At 46.5% G+C, this 12,872-nt stretch carries 11 protein-coding genes; 8 read left to right on the top strand and 3 right to left on the bottom strand.

Features of this window, described 5'->3' with window-relative positions; translation table 11 throughout:
- Positions 1 to 114 precede the first annotated feature (114 nt).
- The 5 genes from GT575_RS01170 to GT575_RS01150 all read left to right on the top strand — a co-directional run bounded on the left by GT575_RS01170 (position 115) and on the right by GT575_RS01150 (position 4,422).
- Positions 115 to 1,119: an AIR synthase family protein gene (locus GT575_RS01170; RefSeq protein ID WP_118649626.1), complete on the top strand. Its 1,005-nt coding sequence runs from the start codon at positions 115 to 117 to the stop codon at positions 1,117 to 1,119.
- A 10-nt stretch (positions 1,120 to 1,129) separates the two neighbouring features.
- Positions 1,130 to 1,627 (top strand): tRNA (uridine(34)/cytosine(34)/5-carboxymethylaminomethyluridine(34)-2'-O)-methyltransferase TrmL, encoded by a 498-nt coding sequence (gene trmL / locus GT575_RS01165; RefSeq protein WP_022216959.1) that lies wholly within the window; start codon positions 1,130 to 1,132, stop codon positions 1,625 to 1,627.
- 19 nt (positions 1,628 to 1,646) lie between these two features.
- Positions 1,647 to 2,714 carry a WYL domain-containing protein gene (locus GT575_RS01160; protein WP_161171325.1) on the top strand — a complete coding sequence of 356 codons (1,068 nt, stop codon included), beginning with the start codon at positions 1,647 to 1,649 and terminating at the stop codon, positions 2,712 to 2,714.
- 124 nt (positions 2,715 to 2,838) lie between these two features.
- Positions 2,839 to 3,366, top strand: a complete 528-nt coding sequence (locus tag GT575_RS01155; protein WP_015534656.1) for a sigma-70 family RNA polymerase sigma factor — start codon at positions 2,839 to 2,841, stop codon at positions 3,364 to 3,366.
- A gap of 15 nt (positions 3,367 to 3,381) precedes the next feature.
- On the top strand, positions 3,382 to 4,422 hold the full coding sequence (locus GT575_RS01150; RefSeq protein WP_015534657.1) for a hypothetical protein: 1,041 nt from the start codon (positions 3,382 to 3,384) through the stop codon (positions 4,420 to 4,422).
- A gap of 69 nt (positions 4,423 to 4,491) precedes the next feature.
- Here the strand turns inward: GT575_RS01150 and GT575_RS01145 are convergent, their stop codons facing one another.
- The 3 genes from GT575_RS01145 to GT575_RS01135 all read right to left on the bottom strand — a co-directional run bounded on the left by GT575_RS01145 (position 4,492) and on the right by GT575_RS01135 (position 9,346).
- Positions 4,492 to 6,060 (bottom strand): HAMP domain-containing sensor histidine kinase, encoded by a 1,569-nt coding sequence (locus GT575_RS01145; RefSeq protein ID WP_243147802.1) that lies wholly within the window; start codon positions 6,058 to 6,060, stop codon positions 4,492 to 4,494.
- On the bottom strand, positions 6,060 to 6,794 hold the full coding sequence (locus GT575_RS01140; RefSeq protein WP_015534659.1) for a response regulator transcription factor: 735 nt from the start codon (positions 6,792 to 6,794) through the stop codon (positions 6,060 to 6,062). The genes GT575_RS01145 and GT575_RS01140 overlap by 1 nt, the downstream gene beginning before the upstream one ends.
- A gap of 86 nt (positions 6,795 to 6,880) precedes the next feature.
- The gene (locus GT575_RS01135; RefSeq protein WP_161171323.1) at positions 6,881 to 9,346 is read right to left on the bottom strand and encodes an endonuclease MutS2; all 2,466 of its coding nucleotides are present in this window, start codon (positions 9,344 to 9,346) and stop codon (positions 6,881 to 6,883) included.
- A gap of 356 nt (positions 9,347 to 9,702) precedes the next feature.
- Here GT575_RS01135 and GT575_RS01130 point away from each other — a divergent pair, with 356 nt between their 5' ends.
- The 3 genes from GT575_RS01130 (at position 9,703) to rlmD (ending at position 12,817) form a co-directional block, all read left to right on the top strand.
- Complete coding sequence (locus GT575_RS01130) at positions 9,703 to 10,140, top strand: hypothetical protein (protein WP_022216954.1); 438 nt, start codon at positions 9,703 to 9,705, stop codon at positions 10,138 to 10,140.
- Between the two features lie 139 nt (positions 10,141 to 10,279).
- Entirely contained in the window at positions 10,280 to 11,224 is a 945-nt protein-coding gene (locus GT575_RS01125; protein ID WP_022216953.1) for a 3'-5' exoribonuclease YhaM family protein, read from the top strand.
- Between the two features lie 27 nt (positions 11,225 to 11,251).
- Positions 11,252 to 12,817: a 23S rRNA (uracil(1939)-C(5))-methyltransferase RlmD gene (gene rlmD / locus GT575_RS01120; RefSeq protein ID WP_243147801.1), complete on the top strand. Its 1,566-nt coding sequence runs from the start codon at positions 11,252 to 11,254 to the stop codon at positions 12,815 to 12,817.
- The last annotated feature ends 55 nt before the right edge of the window (positions 12,818 to 12,872 follow it).

Genomic DNA, 12,872 nt, shown 5'->3' with positions numbered 1-12,872 from the left:
AAAGGTAAGACACTGGTATCCAGAATAATTGTTGTGGTTCTGTGTATCGCTATGGTTGTTACACTTTTAGTTTCAGCATTCTAATAGGAAAACAGGTCGAATTGGAGAGTAGATATGAGAGGAAAGTTTGGAGAGCACCAGACGGTGCGATCGATACTTAAGAGTCTGCCACGTACTGTCCACGACGATGTGACAAGAGCCGGAATAGGAGATGACTATGCCCGGCTCTTGTTGCGTGATGGGGGTAGCGGAGACACCGGCGCAGCTAAAAGCGTGAATGTTGCGGCTGGTGTGTGCTGTGACAGCGGGTATATGGGACTCAGACTTGATATAGCGAGACTTTACAACAGTATAAGGATTGGCGGATATATGCCATGGGCGGCAGTAGATACCATAGTTATGCCTGATGACGATGAACGACGCATGAAGAAACTGCTCAGAAAGCTTGCGGGCATATGTGCGGAGTACGGCGTTGACATAGTGACGGGACATACTGAGGTGAACAGTGCTGTTGCCGAGCCAATTATAAGTTTGACAATGATGGGAATATCTGTAGGTCAGGAACATGCAGGATATGATGATTTAGACCTGTGTGGATCAAAACGACTGGCCGGTATGGACATTGTTATGTGTGGACAGACTGGCGTTGGGGGAACTTTGCAGCTCTACTATGACAATCAGAAGGAACTTTTTGAGAGGTATTCGGAGAGCTATCTGAGACCTGTGGAGCAGCTCGAGCAGCTTATACTGCTTGGCGGCCAGGTTGACATAGCATTAGATCATGGCTGTATATATTCACACGACATATCGAGGGGCGGCGTATTTGCAGCTCTCTGGGAGATGGGAGATGCGCTGAAGTGCGGGCTTGAGGTATGTCATGACAATATACCGATACTTCAGGAAACAATAGAGATATGTGAGCACACCGGGGATAATCCGTATATGATAGATGGTTGTGGTTCTGCACTCTTCGTAGTTCCGGATGGAAAATTGCTGGCTGATAAGCTCTATGAGGCAGGATATGAGGCTTCAGTCATAGGCCATCTTACGGAAAAAAGCGATAGGGTTGTGGTGCACGACGACGAGAGGAGATTTCTTACACCGCCAAGGTTTTTATAGGAGGAGTAGTATGCTAAATATAGTATTACATGAGCCGGAGATCCCGGCCAATACAGGCAACATAGGAAGAACATGTGTGGCAGCAGGCGCAAGACTGCATCTCATAGAGCCGCTGGGCTTCCAGATAAATGAGAAACAGCTGAAGCGTGCCGGGCTTGATTACTGGGACAAGCTGGATGTGACAACGTATGTGAATTTCGAGGATTTCCTTGCAAAGAATCCCGGAGCAAAGATATACATGGCGACAACCAAAGCCAGGAAGAAGTATACAGATGTGAAGTTTGAGGATGACGCATACATCATGTTCGGCAAGGAGAGCGCGGGTATACCTGAGGAGATCCTGGTTGATTATAAGGATACATCTATCAGGATTCCGATGTTCCCAGACATTCGTTCACTGAATCTGGGCAACTCTGTGGCAATAGTGCTGTATGAAGCACTCAGACAGAATGATTTCCCAGGTCTAGAGGAAGCGGGAAATCTACATCGTCTTAGTTGGGACATGTAGTGATAGAGGGGGAATATACATGGCGTATCCTACAAGTGGAAAAAAGATGCTGAACATATGCATTCTGGATATACTGAAGAAATATACGGACTGTGACCACACCATGGATCAGAAGGATATCATTGCGAAGCTCAAAGAGGATTATGATATAACTGTGGACAGAAAATCCGTAAAGGCAAATCTCAACTGTCTGGTGGATTATGGCTATGACATTGAGTACACCGAGACTGAGCGAGAAAAGAAGGATGGCACAAAGGAGATACTCACGTCGAACTGGTATTACAACCACGAGTTTGACGATGCAGAGCTTCGAATGATGATAGACAGTATCCTGTTCTCCAAGACCATACCGGCTGGTCAGGCAAGTCAGCTCATAGACAAGATAGCAGGTCTGTCAAATATATATTTTACAAACAAGATGACGCATGTGAGCAGTCTTCCGGGTCTCGAGCACACCAGCAACAAGCAGACACTGTTCAACGTGGGAATGATAGACGATGCCATATCTGAGAAGAAGCAGATATCATTTGTTTACAATAATTATGGTGAGGACAAGAAGCTTCATCCGAGGCGGGAGGAGCCGTACGTAGTCAATCCGTATCAGATGGTGGCGAATGACGGAAAGTATTACCTCATCTGCAATTACGACAAGTATGACAATCTGTCGAATTACAGAGTGGATAAGATGACACAGGTCCAGATAGTTGACAGGCCTGTGAAGAACCGCACAGAGGTAAAGGGAATGGAGCATGGACTCAACCTTCCAAAGCATATGGCTGAGCATATCTATATGTTTGCCGATGAGCCGGTGACCATAGTGATGCGTGTCAGAAAGGCTGCCATATCGGATGTGGTGGATTGGTTTGGAAGAAACTTTGATGTGGTCGATGAAAATATAGCCAGACAGTACGAAGGCTTCAGGGAGACTGATGATGATGTAACTTACGTGCGGCTTGTGTGCAGCCGTCAGGCGATGGCGCACTGGGCGATGCAGTATGGAACCTCGGTGGAGGTCATTTATCCCACAGAGCTCAGAGCCCAGATCGGTGAGGCTGTAAAGGAAATGAATAACAAATATAATAATTAAAGAGATGGCTGTCAGTATAATTCAAAAAACTGGCAGCTTTTTTATAAAAAAAATCGCTTTTACCGCAAGAAAACACAGATTTTGATCGGAATATATATTAGAAACACACGGGGAGGTGAATGATATGGTAACTAGGAACAATTATATATCGAAGCTGAAACGGCATAATGAGAAAGCTCTGGAGTTTGTGGTTCAGGAATATGGAGGGCAGGTGAAAGCTGCTGTGTACAAGAATCTTTCGGGCATGCCGGAGGAAATTGAAGAGTGCATGGACGATGTGTTTCTGGATGTATGGAACAATATAGACAGATTTGACGAGAGCAAAGGCTCGTTCAGAAGCTGGATAACGGCAATTGCAAGATTCAGATCCATAGATTATCTGAGAAGATACAGCAGAAGATGTTCGGAGGAAGACATAGCAGACTATGAGAACAAGCTTGCAAATGACAACCTGCTGGAGATACTCAATGAGGAGATATCGGACAGCATGGAAAAGCTGCTGAGTGGTCTGTCGGACGAAGACAGGGACATCATTCTGAGGTACTACTGGGATGACCAGTGTGTAGATGAGATAGCGGAAGATTATGGGGTATCTTCATCATCTATCTACAGCAGAATGTCCAGAGCAAGAAGTCGATTGAAACAAGTGTAAAGGCGGTGAATGATCATGAAAAACGGAAAAGACAGAAATGTATATGATGTTATGAACGATGTAAATGTGGACATTGAGACCATGGATATGTCGGATGAAGAGAAGGATGCCTGTGTGAAGAGGCTCAGGCACAAGGTGAAGGCGAGGGAAACCGGAAGAAATCATGGATGGAAGACGGCGGCAGCGGCAGTGGCGGCTGTTCTGATCCTGTCGGGAGGCGGACTGACATATGCGGCAGAGAACGGCTCGCTGGCATGGTTTTTTGACAGTCTGAGCAGGGAGACAGGAAGTGTTATTCCATCAAAATATGTGGACGAGAGCTACATAAATAACGAGTATAAGGGCAGTGTAAAGGTGATAACCGAGTCCGATGCAAAAGTAAGCTTTGATCTGAAGAAGGTAGCAGTGGATGGCAATCAGGTCAACATTGCGATGGTGATAACATACGATGACTTTGACACAGAAAAATATGAGAGCTTTGATGCTCAGATGCAGATAATAGAAGGCGGTGCGAACATCGTCAGTGAATATGCGGGCAGCACGGCTCCTGGCGATGGAATCTCGCTCACGAACAAGCAGACAATGTCTGATATTGTATACAAGTTAAAAAAGAAAAATGCATACAAGGTGGGGGATGTCATCACCATGAGATGTAACAGCATTACCCTGTTCAACAAAAATAAATCAAGTGATGGCGCGGTCACCTATGTAGCAGACGAGGTGGATGGCCCTTGGACCTTACAGTTTAAGGTTCAGGATGATATGCAGGGACATAGTGTGGATGTATCCGGCATAGATGGCATTGAAAAATGTACAATAAATACAAAGGGCATAACCATTGACATTGCTGAAAATGCGGCGGTCGATGATGACTCGCTGGAGAATATAATACTTGAGATGACAGACAATAAAGAATTGAAAGATGTAGTATATGGAATCGGCAAGACCGGTGATGGCGACAGCATACAGAGAATGGAGTTGAACTTCACTAAGCCGATAGATGTTTCACAGGTGAAAAATGTGTGGATAGATGGTAGGAAATGTAAAGTGAAATAAATAGAGCCGGGGTATTACAACAGAGACATTCTCTGGGGTAATACCCGGGCTTTAATATTCTGCGATATGTTATGAATCTTTGATCCTGAATTTGCCATTGCTCTTCACGCCAGACGATGATATGTCTGTATCGGAGTGGTGTTCAGTGTGCTCGACATGCACAGGCTTGATAGGCACCTGCATATCCTTCTCCTTAGGAAGAGAGAAGATAAATTCGCTTCCCTCGCCCTCCTCGGATGTGAGGGTGATCTGCTCGCCGTGAGCCTTGATGATCTCTTTGGTTATGGCCAGTCCCAGTCCGGTTCCGGTCTTGTCCTTGCCACGGCTCGGATCCGTCTTGTAGAATCTCTCAAATACCTTCTTCTGGGCATCCTTTGGAATTCCCACGCCTTCATCCTTGACGCTTGTATATATCTTGTTGTCCTTCTCAGTCACCTGAACCCTGATCTGGCGTCCCTCAGGTGTGAACTTTATGGCGTTGTCAACCAGATTGTATATAACCTGCTGTATCTTGGTTCTGTCGGCGTATACCACTGTGTTGTCGGTGAGGAATACGCTGTCCAGGAAAATTCCCCTGTCCTTGCACCTTTTCTCAAATGTGTTGATGGTCGGTGTGATGATATCCCTGATATCGAAGTTGGACTTGTCAAGCTGCAGGTCAAATGAGTCAAAGTTGTTCAGCTCCAGAAGTCCCTGTGTCAGCTTGGTCAGTCTCTGTGCCTCATTTAACACTATGCCGAGGTACTTCTCATGCTTTTCCAGTGGAATAGTGCCGTCCAGCATGGCCTCTATGTAACCCTTGATGGATGTGAGTGGCGATCTGAAGTCATGGGATATATTTGATATAAATGACTTCCTGTACTCATTTGAACGGCTCAGCTCATCTGCCATCTCCTCCATGTATCTCGCAAGTTCGCCGAATTCGTTCTTCGCGGTCACATTTACCCTGGCATTGAAGTTACCCTGGGCGTATGACTTGGACGTCTTGATGATCTCACGTATAGGCTTGAGCAGGCTGTTTGACATGAGCATAAGCGCGATCATGGCGATCAGCATGAGGATCAGGAATGGCACAAATGTCGTTGAAAGCATCCTGCTCTTTATATCCTGCTTGAATGTCATAGGTGATGTCAGGATGATAGTTCCCATGTAATTGTTCCACGAGTAGAGAGGCTGGCCGATCACCAGAGTGTCCTCCGAGAAATAGCCGCCAAATGTATCCTCGAAGCAGAATGATGCAAACAATTCATCCGGTTCCACATAATTCTTGAGGTTGTCATTTGTGCTGCTGTGTGAATCTGAATCCTTGGAAGACCCACCGGATTCACTGCTTCCTGAAGAGCTTCCCGACCTGAAAATAATGTTGCTGCGTTCATCGGTGAGCCAGATTCCCATGTCCAGGGTATCCGCCGCATGTTGAAGCTCCTTGTATAATTCCTTGCTGTCAATGGCTCCGTTGCTGTAATCAGTCATGGCGCCGTCGGCAAGCATTGTGATCTCGTTCTTCATGGTGGATTTGCGCTCTGAGAGAACAGAATTCTGTGCTGTTGATATACTGTACACCATGAGCAGTGCAAATATGATCACAACCAGCACTACGAATCCGACCACGATTTTGTCAAATGCTGTTTTCTTCATTATGATCTCCATTCAAACTTGTAGCCTATGCCCCATACAGTGGCAATGCTCCAGTTATGATTGTTGTTCAGCTTCTCACGAAGTCTCTTGATATGTACATCCACGGTTCTAGTGTCGCCCACATACTCGTATCCCCACAGCTTGTCCAGAAGCTGCTCTCTGGTAAATACCTGATTTGGTCTGCTGGCGAGGAAGTAGAGGATCTCCAGCTCCTTTGGCGGCATCTCGAGATTGTGTCCCTCAAAGGTTACAGTGTAGTTGGAGATATTTACGACCAGCCCGTCATACTCCACAAATGTACCTACATGGTCCGCACTTGTGACATCGTAAGCTGCGCTCTGTGGCTGCTTCTGTGCACTCTCAGTCATGGCTGACCTTCTGAGAAGGGCGCCGACCCTTGCCACAAGCTCATTTGAGTCAAATGGCTTGACGATATAATCATCTGCACCGATCTTAAGCCCCAGCACCTTGTCGAATACTTCACCCTTGGCAGAGAGCATGATGATAGGCGTGTTCGATGTCTTTCTTATCTCTGTACACACCTGGTAGCCATCCATTCCCGGAAGCATGACATCCAGGAGAACCAGATCAGGTGAATATTCCTCAAATAACTGTAGAGCTTCCGTTCCGCTTGCGGCTATCTCGGTCTCATAACACTCTTTGTTGAGGTAGAGTGATATAAGCTCTGCGATGTTCTCGTCGTCGTCAACGATGAGAATATTATTTTTGCTCATATATATAACCCTCCCAGTAAATTTATAATAATATAGTTTGTAAAAAATCCGAAGGCGTACACCGATTTCATTGTTGAAGCATTATTTTAAAGTTCCACTATGGTGACTCCCGCATCACCCTCTCCGAATTCTCCGAGACGGAAGGACTTGACATGTGGCTGTGATTTCAGAAATTGATGTATTCCTTTTCGGAGGGCTCCGGTGCCCTTTCCGTGGATGATGGTGACTCTGTGCAGATGAGCCATAAGGGCATCATCAAGGAATCTATCCACAAGTGATGTGGCTTCGTCGACCGTCATACCGAGTACATTTATCTCAGGCTTGATATTCATCATCCTGTTCATGCTCTTGCCACCTGTGACTGTGGCCTTCTGCGGTTTCTTCTTTTCATGCTCAACCAGCAGAAGATCAGTAGGTGGAAGAGCCGCGCTGATTATACCCATCTGGACCTTCAGCTTACCCTTGGAGTCAGCCAGTGCCATGATGGTTCCCTCGGAATCCATGCTGATAACATGTACGGTATCGCCAACCTTGAAGTCGGATGCCTTGTGATCTGACTTTACAGTCTTGCGCTTCTCCTCGTTCATCCTGCCGAGGTCGTTGATCTTCGCGCGGAGTTTCTGTCTCTCGGCCTCCATCGCCTTGGCATCGGCCTTTGCCGGGTTAGTGGTCCATTTGTTGTATTTCCTGATGGCGGCATCGGCCTCAGCCTTCGCCTCCTCTATGATCTCGGATGCCTCCTGGCGCGCCTTTGCCAGAATCTCGGCTTTCTTGTCTGAGAGCTCTGTATCCTTCATCTGTGCGCGCTCCTGAAGCTGCTTTGCATCCTCCTTGAGTCTTGCAATGTCGGCTTTGTCCTGTTCAATCTCCCTCTTGCTTCTCTCAAGATCCGCAATCAGGGTCTCAAAGTCAACTGTATCGCTGTCGATATTGGCCTTGGCGCTCTCGATGATGCTATCGTCGATTCCAAGCTTCTTCGCTATGGCGAAAGCATTTGACTTTCCAGGAATACCAATCATCAGTTTATATGTCGGCTGGAGTGTTGCCACGTCAAATTCGCAGCTTGCATTCTCGACACCCGGTGTGCTCATGGCAAATGTCTTGAGCTCACTGTAGTGTGTGGTCGCCATACATCTGACACCCATGTCGTTCAGGTGTGACAGGATGGCGATGGCAAGTGCTGCACCCTCTATAGGGTCCGTACCGCCGCCCAGCTCGTCGAAGAGGACCAGACTGCCCGGAGTTACGTGATCCAGTATGTACACGATGTTGCTCATGTGGGATGAGAATGTGGATAGATTCTGCTCTATACTCTGCTCATCTCCGATATCGGCAAATACGTCGTCAAATACATTCAGTCTTGAACCGTCAAGTGCCGGAATATGAAGTCCGGACTGTCCCATGAGTGAGAAGAGTCCCAGAGTCTTAAGCGATACCGTCTTACCACCGGTGTTAGGACCGGTCACGATGAGGAGGTTGTAGTCCTCACCCAGTTTGATGTCCACAGGTACGACGGTGTGCTTCTCCAGCAGCGGATGTCTTCCCTGCTTTATATCGACGATCCCATCGGTGTTGAATACCGGTTCGGTTCCCTTGTAGCTTCTTGCAAATGAAGCTCTTGCAAAGATGAAATCCAGTTCAGCCAGAGTGTCGAAGTCGTATTTTATGTATTCGATCTCCGCTGCGGTCTGCGCTGACAGAGATTCAAGTATCTTCTCAATCTCGGCAAGCTCCTGATTGTCCAGCTCCTTCAGCTCGTTGTTCAGGTTCACGATGGCCATAGGCTCGATGAACACTGTTGCTCCGGTCGACGACTGGTCGTGTATCATACCAGGAAAATGGTTCTTGTACTCGGCCTTGACCGGGATACAGTATCTGCCATTTCTCATGGTTACCAGGTTATCCTGGAACATGGTCTGCTTGCTGGTATCGCTGACAAGCTTTGCAAGCTGGTTGTGCAGCTTTTCATTTGTCAGACGCTTGTTCCTTCGCACGGCCTTGAGCCCTGATGAAGCGTCATCGGCAAATTCGTTCTCGGAAATTATGCATCTGTGGATCTCTCTGGACAGATGCTCCAGAGGCATGAGCTCCAGAAATCTCGTGCGCAGGCTGTCCGGACATGTGGTGCCATCCGGGTTCATGCTCAATCCCAGCATCTTGTTGGAGGCCTTCTCCTCCTCGATCTGCTCCTTGCTGCGTCTTCTCGTATCTGTCATGCTGGTGCCTTCGTTCTCACCATATCTCTTGGCGGTGAGTGCGAGGTCCAGCATGCTTGCCACATCAAGCAGTTCTGCGGTTGTGAGGATTCCCTCAACCTCAAGTCTCTTTAGAGATGCTCCGATATCTTTAAGTCCTGCAAATGACAGATTGCCCTGTGTGTTCAGACGGCGGAGAGCATCCCTTGTCTCCTGCTGGAGCGTCTCGATCATGGAGAGGTCTTTGCGGGGCTTTATGCGCTGACACTTCCTCTTCGCCATGGGTGATGAGGCAAATGTTGTCAGCATCTCAACTATTTTGTTGTATTCTATAACTCTTAATGTTCTTAGATTCATTTTCTGTGTTCCTTATTTGTTTTTAATGTCGTGTTCTATATTTTATGTATATAATATGTAGATTTTGAATCGGATAGGTACTAAACATGATAAGTGCATGAAAAGCATAATTAAATATACATAAAGTCTCTAATTCTACACATACATAATTGATTATACCCCTTATAATTATAGAGCGTCAACATATTGCAGGTGTAGAAATAGGCACATTTTCCCTGATTAATTCAGCGGCTGTGGTTGCGGGAGGAACACAAAGCTGATATTATAAAATACAGTTTGATCTGGGAAAAATAAAGCGATATATGACTTAAGACAAAGAGAGTTACGTATTACAAAAGGAAGAGGAGAAAAAGCGGATGAAAGAGTTATTGCAGTTTTTGTTGGGGATAGTATTGATGATAGCAGGCGGTGTGATGTTTCTTAAGAATGTCGTCGTGTCCGACTGGGGACTTTTAAGTTCACTGTTTCGTATAGGTGGTGGTGTGAATATTGGAGGAATCTTTATTGTCCTGCTGGTCATCGCATTTATCGCACTTTTGGTTAAGCCGAACATGGGAACAGGACTTGTGTTCACAGGACTTTGTATAGCATTCTTTGTATGCATCATAATATCATTGAATGTTTCACTGAGATATATGTCAGGACTTGAGCTCACACTGATCCTTGGAACACTTTGCGTGGGAATAGCATTTGTCATCAAGGGGCTGTTTGGAGTGAGAAAGCTTGACAGGGAAGAATCACGGAAGAATGGGAAGGCTGCTTCAGATAAGCTTCATGAGTATGATAAGATGTGATGTGGGGGAATATAGTAATATAGGCGGTTGTGGAAATGTTCAGTAAATACTGGATTTTCATAACCGCCTATTGTATTCTTATATATGATTAAAATTAAAGCATACAATAATAATTAAACATAGAAAGAGGAAAAGAAAAATGGTATTTATAACAGATTTCAACGAAGGCGACATGATATCGAATGTCTATCTCTGCAAGAACAAGCAGACAGGAACTACAAAATCAGGAAAGACATATTACAACCTGGAGCTTGTGGATAAGACAGGAAGTATAGCCGGAAAGGTCTGGGAGCTGAGCAATGCGATAGGACACTTTGAGTCAAAGAACTTTATCAAGGTGGATGGTCAGGTCACATCATTTAACAATGAGCTTCAGCTCAATATCAAGAAGATTCGTATTGCAGATGAGGGAGAATACTCAGAGGCTGATTATATGCCGTGTACCAAGAAAGATATAGAGCAGATGTACAAGGATCTTATGGCTCTCGTGGAATCACTCGACAAGGATTATTACAAGGTGCTTCTGAAGAAATTCTTCGCCGAGGATCCTGCATTTGTCAAGGAATTCAAGAATCATTCAGCGGCAAAATCTATACACCATGGATACATAGGAGGCTTACTTGAGCATTCACTGGCAGTTGCAAAGATGTGTGACTACTACACCACATATTATCCGGTGCTCAACAGGGATCTGCTGATTACAGCGGCACTTCTCCACGACATTGGCAAGGTCTACGAGATCTCCAAGTTCCCTGAGAACGACTACACAGACGCAGGTCAGCTTCTGGGACACATAGTCATGGGAACGATGATGATCCGCGATAAGATCAATACCATAGACAATTTCCCTGCCAAGGCGGCAAATGAGCTGGAGCACTGCATACTGGCTCACCACGGGGAGCTTGAGTACGGCTCACCAAAGAAGCCGGCACTCATCGAGGCTCTGGCACTGTCCATGGCGGACAACACAGACGCCAAGATTCAGACATTTATCCAGGAGCTGGATGCGGCAAAGGACAACAATGGCTGGCTGGGCTTCAACAGAGCATTGCAGTCTAATATAAGGAAGACGTCGGATAATTAATAACGGCAATAGGAAGAGAGATAGTGTATGTCAAATATTAGGAACAATAGAAGCCCTAAGAACAACAGACGAGTAAATGGTGTGCAGAGAAAAAATACCGGGGAGGCAGTGAATAATGCCAGTTCAGTTGTTAGAACATCTGGAACAGATGAATCGAATGTTGGCTCGTGCGTAAAAACATCGATCCGGAATATGGCGAATGTTGATAAGGTCACACTTGTCAAAAATGAGAACTACCAGGTACTCATCGAGGACATGGGCAATGATGGAGAGGGCATTGGACATGTTCAGGGCATGACTGTATTTGTCAAGGATGCCGTGGTGGGCGATCTGGCGGAGGTGAAGATCGTCAAGGTGAAGAAGAACATAGCCTATGGAAGACTGATGAAGCTCATCACACCATCTCCATACCGTGTGGAGCCGGTGTGCGACAAAGCGAAGAGGTGCGGCGGATGCACCATGCAGCAGGTTTCCTATGAGCAGCAGCTCGAATACAAGTGGAACAAGGTGAAAAACTGTCTGCAGAGGATCGGCAAGATGGAGAACGTGGAAGCCATCATGGAAAAGCCAGCCTACGGCATGGACAATCCATTCCATTACAGGAATAAAGCACAGTTCCCTGTCGGAAGGGACAAGAACGGCGATGTTGTCATCGGATTCTACGCTGGAAGAAGCCACGATATCATAGACACAGAGAGCTGCGCTATCGGTGCGTCTATAAATGACAAGATAGTTGCTATCGTCAGAAGCTTCATTGAGGACAATCACATATCAACCTACGATGAGGAGACCGGAAGAGGTCTGGTCAGACATATCCTTATCAGAGTCGGATTTACCACCAAAGAGATCATGGTGTGTCTTGTGACAAATGGCAACAAGCTTCCGCACAGCGAGGCTTTGATAGATGAACTGGTTAAGATAGACGGCATGACATCCATTTGCCTGAACGTCAACATGGAGAATACGAACCGGATACTCGGTGATAAGTGCATAACCCTCTGGGGACAGTCATACATCACGGACTATATCGGCGACATCAAATATCAGATATCCCCATTGTCTTTCTATCAGGTAAATCCTGTCCAGACAAATGTCCTGTACAACAAGGCTTTGGAGTATGCGGACCTGTCAGGCGATGAGACCGTGTGGGACATGTACTGCGGAATAGGAACCATATCATTGTTCCTCGCACAGAAGGCAAAGAAGGTATACGGAGTGGAGATCGTTCCACAGGCTATAGATGACGCAAGACATAACGCCGAGATCAACGGGATCACAAATGCCGAGTTCTTCGTCGGCAAGGCCGAGGAAGTCGTTCCAGATATATATAAGAAGGGTGGCGACGGCTCCCACGCGGACGTTGTGGTCGTAGACCCACCGCGAAAGGGCTGCGATCAGGTACTTCTGGACACTCTGATCCACATGGCACCGGAGCGTATCGTCTACGTGAGCTGCGACCCGGCAACCCTGGCGAGGGATGTGAAGATACTTCAGGAGAAGGGGTATGAGGCGAAAAAGGTGGCGGTTGTTGATCAGTTTTGCCATAGCGGGCATGTAGAGTGCGTGACATTGCTCCAAAGGAAAAATACCTGAAACTCCTTGAATTTAGGCACTTTGAGCGACATGTCCTGTTTTCACAAAGTGACCG

It is taken from the genome of Coprococcus sp. BIOML-A2 (assembly GCF_009875795.1).
Taxonomy (GTDB): Bacteria; Bacillota; Clostridia; order Lachnospirales; family Lachnospiraceae; genus Coprococcus; species Coprococcus aceti.
The sequence above is the reverse complement of the archived record's forward strand: the minus strand, read 5'-3'. Positions and strand labels throughout refer to the sequence as shown.

What these genes read in the sequence shown, in the direction of transcription:
- GT575_RS01170 (WP_118649626.1), top strand. Translation starts at nt 115, where the DNA reads ATGAGAGGAAAGTTTGGAGAGCACCAGACGGTGCGATCGATACTTAAG.
- trmL (WP_022216959.1), top strand. Translation starts at nt 1,130, where the DNA reads ATGCTAAATATAGTATTACATGAGCCGGAGATCCCGGCCAATACAGGC.
- GT575_RS01160 (WP_161171325.1), top strand. Translation starts at nt 1,647, where the DNA reads ATGGCGTATCCTACAAGTGGAAAAAAGATGCTGAACATATGCATTCTG.
- GT575_RS01155 (WP_015534656.1), top strand. Translation starts at nt 2,839, where the DNA reads ATGGTAACTAGGAACAATTATATATCGAAGCTGAAACGGCATAATGAG.
- GT575_RS01150 (WP_015534657.1), top strand. Translation starts at nt 3,382, where the DNA reads ATGAAAAACGGAAAAGACAGAAATGTATATGATGTTATGAACGATGTA.
- GT575_RS01145 (WP_243147802.1), bottom strand. Translation starts at nt 6,060, where the DNA reads ATGAAGAAAACAGCATTTGACAAAATCGTGGTCGGATTCGTAGTGCTG.
- GT575_RS01140 (WP_015534659.1), bottom strand. Translation starts at nt 6,794, where the DNA reads ATGAGCAAAAATAATATTCTCATCGTTGACGACGACGAGAACATCGCA.
- GT575_RS01135 (WP_161171323.1), bottom strand. Translation starts at nt 9,346, where the DNA reads ATGAATCTAAGAACATTAAGAGTTATAGAATACAACAAAATAGTTGAG.
- GT575_RS01130 (WP_022216954.1), top strand. Translation starts at nt 9,703, where the DNA reads ATGAAAGAGTTATTGCAGTTTTTGTTGGGGATAGTATTGATGATAGCA.
- GT575_RS01125 (WP_022216953.1), top strand. Translation starts at nt 10,280, where the DNA reads ATGGTATTTATAACAGATTTCAACGAAGGCGACATGATATCGAATGTC.
- rlmD (WP_243147801.1), top strand. Translation starts at nt 11,252, where the DNA reads ATGTCAAATATTAGGAACAATAGAAGCCCTAAGAACAACAGACGAGTA.